The 17201-nt window shown below is 71.8% G+C and carries 16 protein-coding genes and 1 pseudogene; 6 read left to right on the top strand and 11 right to left on the bottom strand.

Annotated features, from left to right (window positions below; translation table 11 throughout):
• Nucleotides 1-2: 2 nt before the first annotated feature.
• Nucleotides 3-758 carry a histidine kinase gene (locus E1265_RS11580; protein ID WP_132930195.1) on the bottom strand — a complete coding sequence of 252 codons (756 nt, stop codon included), beginning with the start codon at nt 756-758 and terminating at the stop codon, nt 3-5.
• Nucleotides 759-973: 215 nt separating this feature from the next.
• On the opposite strand from E1265_RS11580, the gene E1265_RS11575 reads away from it, so the two are divergent.
• Entirely contained in the window at nt 974-2185 is a 1212-nt protein-coding gene (locus E1265_RS11575) for an MBL fold metallo-hydrolase (protein WP_132930194.1), read from the top strand.
• Between the two features lie 69 nt (nt 2186-2254).
• Here the strand turns inward: E1265_RS11575 and E1265_RS11570 are convergent, their stop codons facing one another.
• Together E1265_RS11570 and E1265_RS11565 are read right to left on the bottom strand one after the other, a co-directional pair.
• Nucleotides 2255-2599, bottom strand: coding sequence for a DUF3140 domain-containing protein (locus tag E1265_RS11570; protein ID WP_132930193.1), 345 nt, complete (start codon nt 2597-2599; stop codon nt 2255-2257).
• A gap of 108 nt (nt 2600-2707) precedes the next feature.
• A complete protein-coding gene (locus tag E1265_RS11565; protein ID WP_132930192.1) occupies nt 2708-3361 on the bottom strand; it encodes an endonuclease in 654 nt (217 codons plus the stop codon).
• 84 nt (nt 3362-3445) lie between these two features.
• Between E1265_RS11565 and E1265_RS11560 the strand changes: the two genes are divergently transcribed.
• Entirely contained in the window at nt 3446-4072 is a 627-nt protein-coding gene (locus tag E1265_RS11560; protein ID WP_132930191.1) for an SET domain-containing protein-lysine N-methyltransferase, read from the top strand.
• Here the strand turns inward: E1265_RS11560 and yicI are convergent.
• The 6 genes from yicI to E1265_RS11530 all read right to left on the bottom strand — a co-directional run bounded on the left by yicI (nt 4009) and on the right by E1265_RS11530 (nt 11845).
• The gene (gene yicI / locus E1265_RS11555) at nt 4009-6294 is read right to left on the bottom strand and encodes an alpha-xylosidase (protein WP_132930190.1); all 2286 of its coding nucleotides are present in this window, start codon (nt 6292-6294) and stop codon (nt 4009-4011) included. The genes E1265_RS11560 and yicI overlap by 64 nt on opposite strands.
• Nucleotides 6291-7715: a GH1 family beta-glucosidase gene (locus E1265_RS11550; protein WP_132930189.1), complete on the bottom strand. Its 1425-nt coding sequence runs from the start codon at nt 7713-7715 to the stop codon at nt 6291-6293. Before E1265_RS11550 ends, yicI begins: the two co-directional genes overlap by 4 nt.
• Before the next feature lie 19 nt (nt 7716-7734).
• Nucleotides 7735-8562: a carbohydrate ABC transporter permease gene (locus E1265_RS11545; RefSeq protein ID WP_132930188.1), complete on the bottom strand. Its 828-nt coding sequence runs from the start codon at nt 8560-8562 to the stop codon at nt 7735-7737.
• Nucleotides 8563-8568: 6 nt separating this feature from the next.
• Nucleotides 8569-9522, bottom strand: coding sequence for a sugar ABC transporter permease (locus E1265_RS11540; RefSeq protein WP_132930187.1), 954 nt, complete (start codon nt 9520-9522; stop codon nt 8569-8571).
• Between the two features lie 7 nt (nt 9523-9529).
• Nucleotides 9530-10708: a sugar ABC transporter substrate-binding protein gene (locus E1265_RS11535; RefSeq protein ID WP_243740700.1), complete on the bottom strand. Its 1179-nt coding sequence runs from the start codon at nt 10706-10708 to the stop codon at nt 9530-9532.
• 111 nt (nt 10709-10819) lie between these two features.
• Nucleotides 10820-11845, bottom strand: coding sequence for a LacI family DNA-binding transcriptional regulator (locus E1265_RS11530; RefSeq protein ID WP_132930185.1), 1026 nt, complete (start codon nt 11843-11845; stop codon nt 10820-10822).
• Nucleotides 11846-11992: 147 nt separating this feature from the next.
• Between E1265_RS11530 and E1265_RS38890 the strand changes: the two genes are divergently transcribed.
• Both E1265_RS38890 and E1265_RS11520 read left to right on the top strand, forming a co-directional pair.
• Nucleotides 11993-12547: a hypothetical protein gene (locus E1265_RS38890; protein ID WP_243740699.1), complete on the top strand. Its 555-nt coding sequence runs from the start codon at nt 11993-11995 to the stop codon at nt 12545-12547.
• Nucleotides 12548-12771: 224 nt separating this feature from the next.
• Nucleotides 12772-13274, top strand: a pseudogene (locus E1265_RS11520) (MFS transporter); the annotation flags it as partial.
• A gap of 380 nt (nt 13275-13654) precedes the next feature.
• Here the strand turns inward: E1265_RS11520 and E1265_RS11515 are convergent.
• The gene (locus E1265_RS11515; RefSeq protein WP_132930184.1) at nt 13655-14068 is read right to left on the bottom strand and encodes a hypothetical protein; all 414 of its coding nucleotides are present in this window, start codon (nt 14066-14068) and stop codon (nt 13655-13657) included.
• A gap of 119 nt (nt 14069-14187) precedes the next feature.
• Nucleotides 14188-14487, bottom strand: a complete 300-nt coding sequence (locus E1265_RS11510) for a DUF427 domain-containing protein (RefSeq protein ID WP_243740698.1) — start codon at nt 14485-14487, stop codon at nt 14188-14190.
• 297 nt (nt 14488-14784) lie between these two features.
• Here E1265_RS11510 and E1265_RS11505 point away from each other — a divergent pair, with 297 nt between their 5' ends.
• Both E1265_RS11505 and E1265_RS11500 read left to right on the top strand, forming a co-directional pair.
• The gene (locus E1265_RS11505) at nt 14785-16260 is read left to right on the top strand and encodes an FAD-binding protein (RefSeq protein ID WP_132930202.1); all 1476 of its coding nucleotides are present in this window, start codon (nt 14785-14787) and stop codon (nt 16258-16260) included.
• A gap of 49 nt (nt 16261-16309) precedes the next feature.
• On the top strand, nt 16310-17201 hold an 892-nt coding region (locus E1265_RS11500; RefSeq protein ID WP_165953724.1), incomplete at its 3' end, for a GNAT family N-acetyltransferase.

The following is a 17201-nucleotide window of genomic DNA, read 5'->3' as shown; positions in this document are numbered from 1 at the left end:
GGTCAGGGGCGCTCCGCGTCGCCCAGGACGCCCAGCATCCTGCGCAACTCGGTCTCCGACTCCCGGCCGGCGTGCGCGATGGTCCGCAGGGCCTGCCGCGCCTGGCCCGGCGCCCGGTCGAGCACCCGCCCCGCCGCCTCGGCCTGCACCACCATGCCGGCCACCCGGTGCCCCGTGATGTCGTACATCTCCCGGCAGATCTCGGCGCGTTGGGCGGCCAGCGCCGCCTGCCGCCGGACCGCGTCGATCCGCTCCACGCTGTCGGCGCGCTCGGCCAGCTGGTGGCGGTAGCAGCGCTGGAACCGCCGCCGATAGCCGAGCGCCCAGCTGAGGGTGAACGGCAGCAGCAGCGCTATCGCCACCTGCGTCGCGGCGCCGATCGGCATCTCGTCCCTGGCGGTGCTCGACACCACGCCGATCACCGAGGCGGTGACGCCGCCGACCAGCGCCAGGCCCACCGCCCAGGGCGCCCCGCGCACCGCCACCGCCGACACCACGGCGTAGACGGCCGGCGTCGTGGCGATCAGCGCGTTGCCCAGGAGGCTCTGCGCCAGGCATCCCGCGAGCACCAGCAGCAGCATTCGCTCCGGCATCCGGCGCCGCAGCGCCACCGCGAGGGACGCGCCGAGCGACAGCGGCACGGTCACCACGAGGTCCGCGCCGCGCCACTCCTCGTCGAGCCCGACGTTGAGCGCGCACAGCGCGAGCACCAGCACGGCCAGCCAGGCGTCCACCAAGTCCCGACGCGCCACGTCCATGCGGGCAAGCCTACGGCCGCGACCGCCGGCCGTGAGTCGAACCGCAGGTGTATTCCGCCGGCCGGAAGATCACCTCTGAGGCGGACGCCTCCCGCACTCCGATGGCGCACCCTCGACAGGGGCGACGCCCCTCGGAACTCGGCCGCTCGCGGAGGGTGACGAGCTGTCACAGCCGTCATCTACAGTGGCCAACGACCCGCACCAGGGAGGTCCCCATGGCAGAGCAGTCCACCGCCGACGAAGAGCCGCACCGCCGATCCGCGCTCGCCAGACTCCGCCCCGCCTCCTTCGGCGCCGAGCCGACCGGGGAGCGCCTGGCCAGGATCCGCCGTTCCCCGCAGTTCCGCGATGGCGCCTTCCGCAACGAGCGGCCCACCCGCACCCTGAGTTTCCGGGAGGCACTGCCGCTGCTGCGCCAGTCCTTCGACCGGACCCGCTGGGCGCGCCGCGCGCCGACCGAGGCACCGCCCGTGGTGCGGCCCGCCGTCCTCGACCGGGGCGGCCCGCCGGCCAGCGGGCTGCGGCTGACCTGGCTCGGGCACGCCACGGTGCTGGTCGAGATCGACGGGCACCGGGTGCTGTTCGACCCGGTGTGGGGGGAGCGCTGCTCGCCGTTCGGCTTCGCCGGCCCGCGCCGGCTGCACCCGGCGCCGATGTCCCTGGCCGAGCTCGGCCGGCTGGACGCGGTGGTCGTCTCGCACGACCACTACGACCACCTGGACATGCCCACCATCCGCGCCCTGGCCGGCACCGACACGGTGTTCGCGGTGCCGCTCGGGGTGGGCGCCCACCTTGAGCACTGGTCCGTGCCGGCCGGGCGAATCGTCGAGCTCGACTGGTGGGAGTCGACGCGGGTCGGCGAGCTGACCCTGACGGCCACCCCGGGGCAGCACTTCTGCGGCCGCGGCCTGCGCAACCAGGGCGTCACGCTCTGGGCGTCCTGGGCGGTGGCCGGTCCCGAGCACCGCGTCTTCCACAGCGGGGACACCGGATACTTCCCCGGTTTCGCCGACATCGGGGCCAGGCTCGGCCCGTTCGACGCGACCATGATGCAGATGGGCGCCTACAGCCCCGAGTTCTGGCCCGACGTCCACATGACGCCGGACGAGGGCGTGCGGGCCCACCTGGACCTGTCGGGCGGCAGCCCGCACGGCGTCCTGCTGCCGATCCACTGGGCCACCTTCAACCTCGCCCCGCACCCGTGGGACGAGCCGGCCGAGTGGTCCCTGCGGGCGGCCTCGGCGGCCGGCGTGGCGGTGACCATGCCCCGCCCAGGCGAGTCGTTCGAGCCCACGGCGGGCGACCTCCCGGGTGCCCCCTGGTGGCGGGCGCTGGCCAGGCCGGCGCCGGAGGCGGCGCCACCGGCGCCGGTCGAGCCGGCGCTGGAGCCGGCTCCGGAGCCTGCCCGCCGGCCCGCCGAACGGTGACGCCGAACGGTGACGCTGTGCGGTGACGCTGCGCTGTGCGTGGGCTGGGGCCGGGCGCCCGGGCCGCCGTCAGCTGGGCGCGCGCAGCGGGTCGTGGCCCAGCGACATCAGGCGGTAGCGCCACTCCGGCTCGGGCAGTGCCGACCGCGGCCCCGCCTCCCGCTCCTCGCGCACCGTCTCCACGACGTCCCGCATCAGCGCGATGTCGCCGTCGGTGAGATCCATCTGCCGCTTCCGCAGGATCGCCAGCACACCCCGGCCGCGCTCGGAGCCCGCGTGGTCCGGCACCTCCTCGGTGTGCTCGCCGGCGCTGCTGGTCCGCAGCCAGGCCGCGAGCTCCTGGGACGTCATATTGACGACGGCGTGGAACTCGTTCCACACCGCGTCGAGTTCGAGCGCCTCGATGTCGGCCATGGTGAGCCTCCCGGGTAGTCCTTGGGTGTTGCCCAGTGAGTCCCCCGATTGATCATATGAGGCTTGGTCAGCTGGGGGAATGTCGGATTCCACCGTACCTGGGCTGGTTCAGCCCGAACGGGTCGTGGACCGGGACGCCGCGCGCACCTCGTCGGCCAGGCCCTTGTCCAGCGACACCCGGACCAGGCCCGCGGCGAGGTGCGGCAGTTCCTCGTCACTCACCAGCCGGGACAGCGCCCCCGGCGAGCGCGGCAGGCCCACCCGCTCGGCACCGGCCCGCATCCTGTCGTCCACCCGGGGCGCGTACTCGGGCCAGACGGCCTGCGCCTCGCGGAGGAAGATGTCGGCGCCCGTCGGCCCGATCCCGGGGAACTGCTGCAGCAGCTCGGCCGCATCGCCCTCCTCGCGGAGCCGCCGCAGGTCGCCGCCGTAGCGTTCGAGCAGCAGATCCGCCTCGTCGCCGAGCTGGGTCGAGGTGCGTTCGTCGTAGCGTCGGTAGTGGCCCCTGCCCAGCGCGTCGACCCGCTGCTGCCAAGTGGCGTCCGCCATGTGCCGCGGGTTCCGCATACCGGCGTCGAACAACGCCCGGGCGGCGGCGACGGCCACCCCCGCGCTGATCCTGGCCGACAGCAGGTGGGAGAGCACCAGCAGCTGATAGAGCGCCGCCGGGCTGTTCCGCAGCCGGATACCCGCCTGCTCGGCGTAGGTCTCGCCGCACCGGTCGATGACGGCGTGCGCGGTTCTCTCGTTCCGCTTGGTCATACCTCACCACCTCCGCAACCAGCTCTCGCGGAAGGTGCGGGTTCCCCGCGACCAAGCCCCCAAACGAAGGCGACCGGAAAGGGGGTGCGCCCCGGCCCGGCGGGCAGGCATGATCGGGCCCATGCCAGAACCGCCCCCGCGGCCCCCCACCGACTGCTGGCTCACCGCAAGGCGGAGGTCCGCGCCTCGCCCATCCAGGGCCTCGGCCTCTTCGCCATCGCCCCGCTGCGCGCCGGCGAGGCCGTGCAACGGGTCGGCGGCGAGCTCATCGACGACGCGGCGCTGGCCACGCTCGAACCGCCGTACAGCAGCATCACGGTCGACGAGGACCGGCATCTGCTGATCGACCCCGCCGAGCCGGTCCGCTACGGAAACCACTCGTGCGAGCCCACCCTCTGGCACGCGGACGCCTTCACCCTGGTCGCCCGGCGCGACATCGCGGTCGGCGAGGAGCTGACCAGCGACTACGCCACCCACACCGGGGTCGACGCGTGGGCCATGGACTGTCGCTGCGGCAGCCGCGTGTGTCGCGGCCGGGTCACCGGCCGCGACTGGCGGCTGCCCGCGCTGCGTGCCGCCTACGGGCGGCACTGGATCCCTCCGCTGCTGCGCCGGATCGACGCGGGCGGAGGGATCCGTCAGCGGGATCAGCCGGCCACCGGAACGGAGAGCGAGGCGGCGCCAGGATCGGCCGCGACCGGCTCCGCGTAGCCCTCGGGGCCGGCGATCTCGACCCGCCAGGCGCCGGGCGCGCCCTCGGCGGTCACCGTGACGGTGTCCCCCTCCCGCCGGATGCGGAAGGTGGCGGGGGTGCCGCCGGGCGCCGGGACGGTGGTCACCGTCTCCACGCCGTCGGCCGGCGCGTGCACCCGCAGCGTCACCCCGTCCGCCCACGCGTACTCGGGCGTCTCGTCCTCGGCGCCGAACGGTATGACCGAGCCGGGCCTGGCCAGCAGCGGCAGGCTGTCGAAGCCGAACCTCTCCCGCCGCCAGCCGGGGCCCTGGACCTGCTCGCCGGAGAGCAGATGGGTCCACGTCCCGGCCGGCACGTAGTACTCGACCGTGCCGTCCTCGGTGAAGACCGGCGCCACCAGGATGTCGCCGCCCAACATGTACTGCCGGTCGAGCACGTGGCAGGACGGGTCGTCGGGGAACTCGAGCAGCATCGCCCGCATCACCGGGGTGCCCGACTCCCGCGCCTGCTCGGCGGCCCGGTAGAGGTACGGCATCAGCCGGTGCTTCAGCCGGGTGAAGTCCCGGGTGACGGTCACCGCCTCCTCGTCGTAGTGCCACGGCACCCGGTAGGAGTTGCTGCCGTGCAGCCTGCTGTGCGAGGAGAGCAGGCCGAACTGGGCCCAGCGCTTGAAGGTCGCCGGCGTCGGCGTCCCCTCGAAGCCGCCGATGTCGTGACTCCAGAAGCCGAACCCGGACAGGCCGAGCGAGAGGCCGCCGCGCAGCGACTCGGCCATCGCGTCGAACGTCGACTCGCAGTCGCCGCCCCAGTGCACCGGGAACTGCTGCCCGCCGGCGGTCGCCGAGCGGGCGAACAGCACCGCCTCGCCCTCCCCGCGGAGCTCGGTGAGCGCCCGGAAGACGGTCTCGTTGTAGAGCTGCGTGTAGTAGTTGTGCATGCGCTCCGGATCCGAGCCGTCGTGCCAGACCACGTCGGTCGGCACCCGCTCGCCGAAGTCCGTCTTGAAGCAGTCCACGCCCTGGCCGGCCAGCACCCGCAGCTTGCCGGCGAACCACTCGCGGGCCTCCGGGTTGGTGAAGTCCACCAGCGCCATGCCGGCCTGCCACATATCCCACTGCCACACGTCGCCGTTGGCCTTGCGCACCAGGTAGCCGAGCCGCCTGGCCTCCGCGAACAGCGGCGACTTCTGCCCGATGTAGGGGTTGATCCACACCGAGACGCGGAGACCCTGCTCCTTCAACCTGGCGAGCATGCCCTCCGGGTCCGGGAAGACCGCCGGGTCCCAGGTGAAGTCGCACCACTGGTACTCGCGCATCCAGAAGCAGTCGAAGTGGAAGACGCTCAGCGGGATGTCGCGCTCGGCCATGCCGCGCACGAAGCGGGTGACGGTCTCCTCGTCGTAGTCCGTGGTGAAGGACGTCGACAGCCACAGGCCGAAGGACCAGGCGGGCGGCAGCGCCGGCCGGCCGGTCAGGGCCGTGTAGCGGTCGAGGATCTCCTTGGGCGTGGGGCCGTGGATCACCAGGTACTCGACCGACTGGCCCTCGACGCTGAACTGCACCTGGCCCACGGACTCCGAGCCGATCTCGTAGGAGACCAGGCCCGGGTGGTTGACGAAGACGCCGTAGCCGCGGTTGGTGAGGTAGAACGGCACGTTCTTGTAGGCCTGTTCGCTGGCCGTGCCGCCGTCCGCCTGCCAGATGTCCACGCTCTGGCCGTTCTTGGTGAATGGCGTGAACCGCTCACCGAGGCCGTACACCAGCTCGCCGACGCCCAACGACAGCTGGCCTATGGAGAAGTGCCGCCCCTCCGGGTCCGTGGCGAAGCCGGTGCCGCGCGAGCCGGCCGAGGTCAACACCCGCTCGTCGGCGACGAAGTCGAGCCGCCAGGGCTCCGCCGTGTCGACGCGCAGCGTCAGCGGGCCGCTCGACAGCTCCACGACCGAGCCGTCGGTCGAGGTCTTGCCGGCGTGCCCTGGGGCGCTGGCCAGCGAGAACCGGGGCCCCCGGTCCTCCTCGCCGTCGTGGTGGACGGACCGCACACCGATCACGCCCTCAGCGGGCGAGAAGCACTCCACGGTCAGCAGCGGGCTGTTGAGCGTCTGACCACGACGCTCCACCCGTCGCACCGCCGCGTACAGGGTGAGTCGGTCGTCCTCGATTCGGGCGTCGGCGAGCTGCTTGGCCCAGGACGCCTGGACGCCCTCGCGCATCAGCCAGTAGCCGTCGGTGAACTTCAAGAGATCTCCTGCGTCTTGTGATTGGCGATCATGTCCCGGTACCAGCGGTAACTGTCCTTGGGCAGGCGTTCGAGGGTGTCGTAGTCGACCCGCACGATGCCGAACCGCTTGTCGTAGCCGAAGGCCCACTCGAAGTTGTCCATCAGGGACCAGACGTAGTAGCCCCGCACCTCGACGCCCGCGTCGATGGCCGCGGCCAGCGCGTGCAGGTGGTCGCGCAGGTAGGCGACGCGGTCGGCGTCGTGGACCTGGCCGTCCGCCGCCACCTCGTCGGCCTCGGCCGAGCCGTTCTCGGTGATGAACAGCGGTGGCACCGTAGGGTAGCGCTCGGTGAGCTCCGTCAGCAGCCGCGTGAACGTCTCCGGCACCACCGGCCAGCCCATCGTGGTGTGCCGGACGTCGTCCCGCCAGGTCTCCTCGACCCGGATGTCGACCGCGGTGCGGGTCGCCGGGTCAGGGTCGCGCAGCGGCGCGTCCCTGACGGTGATCGGCCGGTAGTAGTTGATGCCGAGGAAGTCCAGCGGGGCGCCGATGATCTCCAGGTCACCGTCCAGGCGCCAGGAGCCGTCCGCGAGCTCGCCCCAGGTCTCCGCCTCGTGCTCCGGGTAGCGGCCGGCGAACAGCGGGTCGAGCCAGACCGCGTTGTGCAGGGTCTCGGCGCGGCGCACCGCGCCCAGGTCGGCCTCCGAGCCGGTCGCCGGCAGCAGCAGGTCGGGGTTGAGCACGATGCCGACCTCGTCGGCGCCCGCCGCGCGCAGCGCCCGCACCGCGAGGCCGTGCCCCACCAGCAGGTGGTGGGCGGCGGCCAGCGCGCCCCGGCCCTCCCGCGCGCCGGGCGCGTGCCGGCCGATCGCGTACCCGACGAACGCCGAGCAGAACGGCTCGTTGAGCGTCATCCAGCGCGGCACCCGGTCTCCGAGCCGATCCACGACCAGCTCCGTGTACTCGGCGAACCGCTCCGCCGTCCCGCGCACCCGCCAGCCGCCCAGGTCCTCAAGGGCCTGCGGCAGGTCCCAGTGGTAGAGCGTGGCGGCCGGCGCTATCCCGGCGGCCAGCAGCTCGTCCACCAGCCGGTCGTAGAAGTCGAGCCCCTCCTGGTTGGCCTTGCCGGAACCGGTCGGCTGGATCCGCGGCCACGCCACCGAGAAGCGGTAGCTGTCCACGCCCAGGTCACGCAGCAGCGCCACGTCCTCCGGGTAGCGGTGGTAGTGGTCGCAGGCCACGTCGCCGGTGGCGCCGTTCGCGACCCGGCCGGGCTCCCGGCAGTAGGTGTCCCAGATGGACGGGCCACGACCGCCCTCGTCGTACCCACCCTCGATCTGGTAACTGGCGGTGGCCGCGCCGAAGGAGAACCCGGGCGGGAAGGAGGGGAACCCCGTGGACGCGGAGCTCGCGGACGCGGTCGATTCGTTGGAGGTCATAAGCGATGGCGGCCTTGCTCTACTTGACGGAGCCGCCGGCGATCCCGGCGGCGATGTACTTCTGTGCGACGACCAGCAGTATCGCCGCGGGGATCGCGGACAGTACGGCGGTGGCCATCACCGCGCCCCAGTCGCTGACGTGAGCGCCGATGAACTGATAGATGCCCAGGGTCACCGGGCGCACGTCGTCCGTGGTGTTCAGCGTCAGCGCGAAGATGAAGTCGGCCCAGGCGAACAGGAAGGCGAACAACCCCGAGGTGATCAGCGCGTTGCGGCTCATCGGCAGCACGATGCGGACGAAGGCGGTGAACCGGTTGGCGCCGTCCACCATCGCGGCCTCCACCACCTCGGTCGGGATCGACACCATGAACGCGCGCAGCAGCACGATCGCGAACGGCAGGCCGAGCGAGGCGTCGGCCAGGATGAGGCCCAGGTAGGAGTTGACGAGACCCAGCTCCGCGTAGGCGCTGTACAACGCGTTGGCCACCACGATGCCCGGCACCATCTGCGTGATCAGGGTGCCGAACACGATGCCGCGGCTGCCGCGCAGACCGAACTGCGCGAGACCGTAGGCCGCCGGCGCCGCCAGCGCCAGGCAGACCGCCACCGCGCCGAGCGACACCACCAGGCTGGTGACCAGCGAGCCGCCCTGACTGTCGAGCGCCGCCGAGAAGTTGTCGAAGCTGGGGGAGGTCGGGATCAGGTCGGCCGAGGCGATGCTCGAGTGCGGCTGGAGCGAGGTGCTGAGCATCCAGTACACCGGGAACAGCATCACGGCCAGGATCAGCAGCGCGGCCGCCGTGTTCCAGGCGCGGCGCGCCCGCGAGCGGGCGGGAGTGCGATTCATCACCGGTCACTTCCCCTGGGTGTCGCTGCGGTTGATCCGCAGGTAGAGCACCGCGAACACGGCGCTGATGAGGATGAGGACATTGCCGACCACCGCACCCTGGCCGAAGTCGAGCTGGAGGAACGACAGCTGGTAGGTGAGCGTGCCGAGCGTCTGGGTCGAGTCGGCCGGGCCGCCACCGGTCAACGCCAGGATCAGGTCGAGGATCTTGATCGTCGACATGAAGCCGAGCACCAGGACCACCGTCACCACCGGCCGCAGCATCGGCAGTGTGATGGAACGGAACGTGCGCCACGGACCCGCGCCGTCCAGCGCCGCCGCCTCGTACAACTCACGCGGGATCTCTTGCAGCCCGCCGTAGAGGATCACCATGTTGAACGGGATGCCGATCCAGATGTTCACCAGGATCGCCGAGAGCAGCGCCACGCTCGGGCTGCTGAGCCACGGCACGCCGTCGCTCGACAGGTGCAGGGTCTCGAGGAAGCTGTTGAGCACCCCGTGGTCCTCGTCCATGATCCGCCGCCAGACCACGGCGGACACCACCATCGGCACCAGCCACGGCAGCAGCAGCACGGCCCGGATCACGCCGGAGAGGTGGAAGCGGCGCGAGAAGAACACCGCGAGGCCGAGGCCGATGGTGAACTGGCCCACCAGCGAGCCCACGGTGAACAGGATCGTCTGCCACAGCGCGTCGCCGAACAGCTCGTTGTCGAAGACCTCGCGCCAGTTCTCCAGGCCGTTGAACGGCGACTCGCCGGTGAAGTAGGTCGTCGGCGTGAACTCCTGGAAGCTCATCAGCACGTTGCGGACCAGCGGATAGCCGAAGAACGCCAGCAGGTAGACCAGCGCGGGGGCCACGAACAGCCACTGGTAGAGGCGGCGCCGTCCCGCGCCTGAGCGCCCGGCGGGGGCGGTGCGCCGCGGCGCCCGCTCCTCGGTGGGCAGGGACGTGATCGTCATGGCGTCCTCACTCTCCCGCCGCGGCCTGGCGCTGCGCGGCGTCCAGGGCCTGCTCGGGTGACGACCTGCCGGTCAGCACGGACTGGAAGGCGCCGGCCAGCGCGTCGCCGACCACCGGCCAGCGGGTGCCGACCTCGGCGGTCCGCGACCGGGCGGTGAGCACCAGGTCGGCGAACGGCGCCAGCTTCGGGTTCCCCTCGCGGTAGGCCTGCGCGGCCTCGGCCCTGGTCGGCACGTTGTTCACGCGCTCGCCCCAGGCCAGCTGATTCTCCTCGGAGTTGAGGCAGCTCAGGATACGGCCCGCGTTGCTGACCCGCTCCGGGGCGTCGTCGTTGCGCGGCACGGTCATCACGGTGCCGCCGATCGGGGGCACCGGCTCCTCGCCGGCCTGGGGGACCGGGATGCTGGCCACCGCCCAGTCGACGTCCGTCTGCCCGTCGAGCACCGGCACCTGCCAGGGCCCGTTGATCATCATCGCGGCTCGACCGGAGATGAACTGGTCGTTGACGTCCTGCTGGTTCCAGTTGACGACGGACCGCGAGGCCGACCCGGCGTCCACCAGGTCCTTCCACAGCTGGAGCGCGGGCACCCCGGCGCCGTCGTCGAGGTGCGCCTCGTCGCCGCCCGCCGACCAGAAGAACGGCAGGAACTGGTAGACGCCGTCCGCGTTGGGGCTGGCGCTGAACGCCATGCCGTAGGTGTCACCCTGGGTGAGCGCGGCCGCCGTGGTCTCCAACTCCTCCCAGGTGGTGGGCGGTTCGAGACCGGCGTCGGCCAGCATGTCGACGTTGTAGATCAACGCGAGCGAGTTGACCGAGCGGGCCACCCCGTACTGGGTGCCGTCGAACGAGCCGAGCGAGTTGGCGCTGTCCGAGAACACCGAGGTGTCGACGCCGGCCTCCTCGATCGGCAGCAGCCCGCCGGTCTCGGCGAACTGCGGCACCTGCGAGCCGTCCAGCTCCAGGATGTCGGTGAGGGAGTCGGACGAGGCCATCCGCAGCGCCTTGGACGCGACCTGGTCGGCCGGCACGCTGATCTGCTCGACGCGCAGGCCGAGCGGCTCGGCGCACCGGTCGAAGAAGTCCTGGTTGGCCTCGTGCTCCGCGGTGTCCGTCGCCGAGTTCAGGACGGTGACCGTGTCCGGGTCGGGTTCGGCGGCACAGCCGGTGAGCCCGAACGCGACCATGGCACCCGCAAGGGTCAGCGCTGCGGCGGGCACCGGTATGCGCCACGCTCTTGATCGTATGGAGCTCGATCGCATGGGCTTGGTGGTCTCCAATTCACGGCTCAGGGTGGTTCAGTGGGTGGGGGACGGCTTGGCGAGGACGGGTCCTGGCGCCATCCCGGGGGGAAACAGCTCGTGGCGCGCGGGGCCCGGCACCGCCTCGGCGCCGATCGCCCGCACGGCGAGCTGGACGACGGCGGCCGCCATCTGGCTCACGGGCAGGTCGATGCGGGGAAGGGCGAACAACGCGGGCTCGTCGGGCAGGCTGCCGACCAGCACCACGGCCAGATCGTCCGGCACCCGCAGGCCGAGCGCGGCGATCTCGTCGAGGATCAGGGGCAGCGGGATCAGGTGCTGGACCACGAGCGCGGTGGGCGCCGGGCGGGCGCCGAGCACGTCGCGCAGCCGCGCCCGCAGCAGTTCGGGATCGGCGGTCGAGGGACGCACGCGGACGTCGGCGCCGGTCTGGACGGCGGCGAGCCTGGCGCCGTCCAGACCGTGCATGGCGTAGCCGCGGCGGGCGGCGATCTCGTGCTCGGCCGAGGCCCAGAAGACGACGCGACGGTGCCCGGCGGCGGCGCACTCCCGGACGGCTAAGGCCACCGCGGCCTCCCAGTCGAGGTCGACCCACGGCACCTCGAGCTCGTCGCGCTCGTTGCCGTGGCCGAGCAGGGCGGTGGGAAAGCCGAACTCGCCGAGCGCGGCGATCCGGGGGTCGGCCTCCCGCACGGCCATCAGGATCGCGGCGTCGGCGAGGCCGCTGCGGGCGATGCGGCGTAGCCCGTCGACCCCGTCGGGCTCGGTCATCATCAGCACGTCGTAGCCGTGGCCCCGGGCCGCGTCGCTGATCTCGATGGCGAACCGGCCGTCCATCGCCCGGTACTTGCCGGCCTCTCGCGGCACGGCGAGCACCAGCACCTCGCTGCGGGCGCTGCGCAGCGTGCGGGCGCTGGCGCGCGGGTGGTAGCCGAGCTCGGCGATGGCCTCGTGGACGGCCCTCGCCGTCTGCTCCGAGATCTTGCGGGAACCGCTGAGGACGTAGCTCACGGTGCTCGGGGCGACCCCCGCACGCTCCGCGACATCCTTGATCGTGGCCATTCCCGCTCCCTTGCGGCGTCCCGTGCTCCGTAGTCGAATCGATTCGTCGAATCGATTCGACCGTGTGGACGGGATGTTAAGCGCGCGTGAGCGGCGCGGGCAAGGGTCACGGCTCGGCAACTTTCTGTATGCGGGTGACTGCGTGTCGTGCGTGCCGCGCCGCGGCTTGGTGGGCCGTTCGTCGTGCGCGATGCGCTGCCGGCGGCCATCACCGACGTCCTGATCGACTTCCACTCGATCCTGGTCAAGTCGACCGGAAACCGATTTCCTCGCGGTGATCGTGGAGTTGATGGGGCGCGCACTCGACCGGCTGTCCGACGTGTGCGGTTGGGGGCACGTCGATCCGAGCCGGACAGCCCGATGGCGGTCCTGCTGCGCACGAGCATGACCAGCGAGGAGGCCGCTGACCTCCTGCGCGGTCACGTCACCAGGCGGGCCGTCGGTCCGCTCGCCGAGCGAATCCAGGCCCCCGACGCACGCCTGCGGGCCGCGTTGAGCGGAGCGATGATGATGGGCGTCGCCAGCCAGCGCTATCTGCTGCGCATGCCGGACCTGGAAGCCGCGGACCTCGAGGACATCCTTCGCATCATCCGTCCGGTGCTTCGCGCTCTCCTCGCTCCTGAGGAGTCCCCCAAGGTCACGGAGGGCGGGCCGGCCGAGGTCTCGAAGCGGCGACTGAAGGACTCAGTGGGCCGCACGTGAGCACCAGGGCCCCGCCCCCCGCCAGGGGAGGCGGGCCCTTTCCCTTGGTCCGCTGCCGCGGCGTGGGGGTCTGTCGGTGTGTCGTGTCCGTGCGCAGGGGGCGCGAGGGGTCGGTCGGGAAGAACTCAACGGATGTATTTTCTCTGAGTGGCGCCAGGCACTGCCGAGGCCGCCTCGGACCCTGCTCTTGTCCGGGAGTCCCGACATACCAATAGACAGCACGACTGCCGCCGCCGGCCGGCCCCCTTCCGCCGCGGAGGGGGGCCGGCGTCCGTCATTCCGGTCTTGCCCTCATCGTCATCGCCGCAGCGCAGCTGGTGGTCGTGCTGGACGGCACGATCACGAACATCGCCCTGCCGAGCATCCAGGGTGATCTCGACGTCTCGGCCTCGAATCTGGCCTGGGTGGTCAACTCCTACGCCCTGGCCTTCGGCGGCCTGCTCCTGCTGGGCGGGCGGGCCGGCGACCTCTTCGGCCGCCGCCGCGTGTTCCGCGTCGGCATCGCGCGGTGTTCACTCTCGCCTCGCTGCTCGGCGGATTCGCCCCCAACGAGGCGTTGCTCATCGGCGCCCGCGTCCTGGAGGGCATCGGTGCCGCGATCGCCGCGCCGACAGCCCTCTCCCTGATCGCCACGAACTTCCCCGAAGGCAAGCCCCGCAACCAGGCCATGGGCGTGTACGCGGCCATGTCGGGCCTCGGATCCACCGTCGGACTGCTGCTCGGCGGGGGGATCCGCGCCATGTCCATCGGTTCGAGGTCGAGCACGCCGAAATCGGTCTCCAGTCGGGCGTGGCTGTCCAGACGTGGAAAACCTGGTCGTGGTGAACGTCCTTGATCGCGAACGGCGTGTCCTGTGTTCGCTGCCACACGTCCACCCCGGACCGTGGGGCTGCGCAGGATCGTGACGGGCGGGGCGCGGGGGCTTCGGGCTCCGGTCCGACCGCCACGCCTTGAGTCGATACGGACGTAGTCGCCTACCACGCGCGTGAACACGAGCGTGCACTGCCATCGGATCGTGAGCGTCGCCGGACCGGCGAATCCGTTGCGGGAGTACAGGTCCTCCTGGACCGACGGCCGGCCGAACCCGGCCGGCAGGGCATCGTTGGACTACACCTGGATCCACCGCTTCAGGACGTCGATCGTCTCCTCCGGCGACGTGTTGAAGCACAGTCGGATCCCGGGCTGGGCCTCGATGAGGACATTGACGATCCGCTCGAACAGCAGGGTGTGCCCTGGCATCATGCGCACACCACCGCCGATCAGCGCCAGTCCGAAGGGTCCCTCTCCGAGATGCTCTCGAATGGTGGCCTCAGCGCGGGCCGGGGAGGAGTCGACGAGACACGGAACGGCATCGAGCCCCGCCTCGCGTACCGCGGCGTTCCCAGCCTCGATGCGGGCCGTGAGCACCGCCTCGTCGAGCCCTTCGGGCATCTGGCTGTAGTCAAGCCCACGCGGGTGCAGTCCGATGGTCAGCACCTTCGTGTCTCGCGGAAGAGGAGGTGATGTCGTCGGCTGGGCCATGGCGGGTGCGCCTCTCTGGTCACGGTGATCACTCTGTCGTCCACCGAGGGTGGACATGCCTACTCCTTGCGGCAGCCGCCGCGAACCCCAGGCACCTTCGCCGACGAGATCGGGTCGGCTCAGTCCACCGTCCGCTCGGCCACTGTCACCCGGTCCGTGTAGAAGGCGAGGTGGCCCTTGATTTCGGCGACGGCCGGGTAGGGGGCCTCGTAGGTCCACACGGCGTTGTCCAAGACGACGTCGCCCATGCGAATGCTGAAGTAGTGCGCAACTCCCTTGTAGGGGCAGTAGGTCTCGTGGTCGGTGGCATCGAGCAGGGTGAAGTCAACGTCTGCGCGCGGAATGTACTGAACGGGCGGAAAGCCCTCCTCTCGCAGCGTCAACGCTCGGGCGGAGTCCGCGATCGTGCGTTCGTCCACGGTGGCCAGGACCTGACCAGACGCGGGCGTGACCGTGATCGGATGGTCGGGGCCCGGAACCAGAACCAACCTGTCCGTCGGGTTGTCATGCATGCCTTGCCCAACGGGGCTGTTCGGCTGCCTATTCCTTCTCGGCCCGGGACACGGTCGAAGGAACAACCGCGACCAACGCGGGGGTACCTCGGCGCCCAACCGGGGGAAATACTTATCGAGTTCGGTTTCCCTGGGACGGCATGCGGTCATTCCTGCCGGAGGCGTGTCGGGCGTCTTCGGTGGGGGTCAGGAGGGGGAGGCGTGATGGAACCGTTGGAGCGGTCCACGGAGTTACGGGCCGAGGTGGTGGCCTTCGATCCGGCGGCGGGTGTGTGGCTGACGGAGGCCGGGGTGGCGGCGCGCGCCGGGCGGGACGGCCTCGTGCGGCTCCCGCCGCTGCCGCACGGCTCGCTCCGCGTGGACGAGGCGCCGCTCGGCGACGACGGGGACGACTTCGGGCACATCGTGCACCACACCCCGGGGGGCGTGCTGCGGACCACCTCCGTCGAGGAGATCGCGGCGATGATCCGGTTCTGCGGCGCGTACCGCGTCCCGGTGGCCGCCCGCGGGCAGGGGCACGGCACATACGGGCAGGCGCAGGTGGCCGGCGGTCTGGTGATCGAGACCGAGCCGCTGGACCGGATCGGGTCGGTGACGGCCGGGCAGGTCACGGTCGGCGCCGGCGCGCTGTGGAGCGCGGTGGTGCGGGAGACGCTGCGGCACGGGTTGACGCCCCCCGTGCTCACCGACTACCTGGAGCTTTCCGTCGGCGGCACCCTGTCGGTCGGCGGACTCGGCGGCCAAGCGCACCGGTTCGGCGCTCAGGTGGACAACGTCACCGCGCTGGAGGTCGTCACCGGGGCCGGGGAGGTGGTCAGTTGCTCGCCCACCCGGCACCCCGACCTGTTCCGCGCCGTGCTCGCCGGCCTCGGCCAGTGCGCGGTCATCGTCTCCGCCACGCTGCGGCTGATCGCCGCGCCCAGGAGCGTGCGACGCCACCTGCTGCCCTATGCCGACCTGGAGACGTTCCTCGCCGACCAGCGGATGCTCGCCGAGGGCGGGTGGTTCACATACGTCGAGGGCACCGCCGATCCGGACGAGGCGGGCGCGTATTCGAGCTACACGCTGGAAGCCGTCCGCTACCTGTCGGTCGCCGAGCCCGAGCCGCATGAGGACGAGTTGCCGCCCGGCCTGCGGTTCGACCGTTCGAGGCCGTACACCGTCGAGACGATGGGGTACTTCGCCTTCCTCGACCGGCTGGCCGACGGCGTGGAACAGCTCAAGCGCGAGGGCTACTGGACCTGGGCCCACCCGTGGCTCAACCTGCTGCTGCCCGGCGACCGCGCCGTCCCGCTGGCCCGCACCCTGCTGGATGGGTTCGCTGGTCAGGACGTCGGCCGCGGCGGCGTCGTCCTGCTCTACCCGCTGGTCCGCGACCGGCTGAGCGCCACCCCGCTGCTGCGCGTCCCCGACGACCCGATGCCGTACCTCCTGGCCGTGCTGTGGACGCTGGACCCGAGCGACCGGGCGGCCGTGCGGGCCCGGGTAGACGCCAACCGCGCCGCGTACCAGGCGGTGCGCGCGGCCGGGGGCACCCAGTACCCCGTGGGGTCCATACCGATGACCGCCGACGACTGGAGGGCCCAGTACGGCGAGGCGTGGGACGAGTTCCTCGCGGCCAAGCGCCGCTATGACCCGTACCGCCTGCTCGCCCCCGGCCAGCACGTCTTCACCGCCTGACCGCACCCACTCCTTGTCGGGCCCGCGTCCGGCGGCGAAGATGTATTCCGTGCACAACAGCAGTGACCCTTACATCATTCGGCCGGGGCGCCCAGCCGACGTCGACCGGTGCGCGGCCCTCAACGACGCCGTCCACCCGTACCCGGGCATCTCGGAGTGGACCCGCGACCTCTTCGACGGTCATCCCGCGGTGCGCCCCGACGACTTCCTCGTCGCCGAACCGGCCGGTGGCGGCGAGATCGTCGCCACCCTGGTCGGCATCCGGCAGGAATGGACCTTCGGCGGGAACCGGCTGCCCGTGGTGCAGGTCGAACTGGTGGGCACCGACCACGACCACCGCGGCCGGCGCCTGGTCGGCCGACTCTTCCACGAACTGCACGCCCGCTGCGCGGCCGACGGGACCGCGTTGCAGGTGATCGAGGGGATCCCGTACTACTACCGCCGCTTCGGCTACGAGTACGCACTCCACATCGGCGGCGCCCCCGACGTCCAGGCCGAAGCGATCCGCCAACCGCCGCCGTCGTCGGGCGTCGCCGCCCGACCGGTGCTCCGCCCGGCCACGCCCGCGGACGCCACCGCCCTCGCACGCGTCGACCGGACGGTGGCCGGCCGGGACGTCCTGGCCTGCGCGCGGGACGAACGCGGCTGGCTCCACGAGATATCCGGGCACCGCCACGACTCCCTGGTCCGGCGGGTCGTCATGGTGCTCCTCGACGACTCAGGAGAGGTGACCGGCTACCTCGTCCACGGCCGGCGCCTCGAGCCGGACGGCCGGTTGACCGTCCTCGCCGCCGTGTGCGCGGACCCCGGCGGGTGGCCGCGGCTCACGCCGGCCATGTCGCGCCATCTCGCCGAAGCGGGAGCCGCGGCCGCGAGCGCCGACCGGCCCTTCACCTCGTTGCGGTTGCGGCTGCCCGCCACCCACCCCCTCGCCAGGGCGC

It is taken from the genome of Streptomyces sp. 8K308 (assembly GCF_004348315.1).
GTDB lineage: Bacteria > Actinomycetota > Actinomycetes > Streptomycetales > Streptomycetaceae > Streptomyces.
Note: the sequence above shows the minus strand (reverse complement) of the source record. Positions and strands in the feature narration are given on the sequence as shown.

Excerpts from the sequence above, each read along its gene's own strand:
- E1265_RS11580 (WP_132930195.1), bottom strand. The coding sequence starts at position 758 with ATGGACGTGGCGCGTCGGGACTTGGTGGACGCCTGGCTGGCCGTGCTG.
- E1265_RS11575 (WP_132930194.1), top strand. The coding sequence starts at position 974 with ATGGCAGAGCAGTCCACCGCCGACGAAGAGCCGCACCGCCGATCCGCG.
- E1265_RS11570 (WP_132930193.1), bottom strand. The coding sequence starts at position 2,599 with ATGGCCGACATCGAGGCGCTCGAACTCGACGCGGTGTGGAACGAGTTC.
- E1265_RS11565 (WP_132930192.1), bottom strand. The coding sequence starts at position 3,361 with ATGACCAAGCGGAACGAGAGAACCGCGCACGCCGTCATCGACCGGTGC.
- E1265_RS11550 (WP_132930189.1), bottom strand. The coding sequence starts at position 7,715 with ATGACCTCCAACGAATCGACCGCGTCCGCGAGCTCCGCGTCCACGGGG.
- E1265_RS11545 (WP_132930188.1), bottom strand. The coding sequence starts at position 8,562 with ATGAATCGCACTCCCGCCCGCTCGCGGGCGCGCCGCGCCTGGAACACG.
- E1265_RS11540 (WP_132930187.1), bottom strand. The coding sequence starts at position 9,522 with ATGACGATCACGTCCCTGCCCACCGAGGAGCGGGCGCCGCGGCGCACC.
- E1265_RS11535 (WP_243740700.1), bottom strand. The coding sequence starts at position 10,708 with ATGGTCGCGTTCGGGCTCACCGGCTGTGCCGCCGAACCCGACCCGGAC.
- E1265_RS11530 (WP_132930185.1), bottom strand. The coding sequence starts at position 11,845 with ATGGCCACGATCAAGGATGTCGCGGAGCGTGCGGGGGTCGCCCCGAGC.
- E1265_RS11515 (WP_132930184.1), bottom strand. The coding sequence starts at position 14,068 with ATGGCCCAGCCGACGACATCACCTCCTCTTCCGCGAGACACGAAGGTG.
- E1265_RS11505 (WP_132930202.1), top strand. The coding sequence starts at position 14,785 with ATGGAACCGTTGGAGCGGTCCACGGAGTTACGGGCCGAGGTGGTGGCC.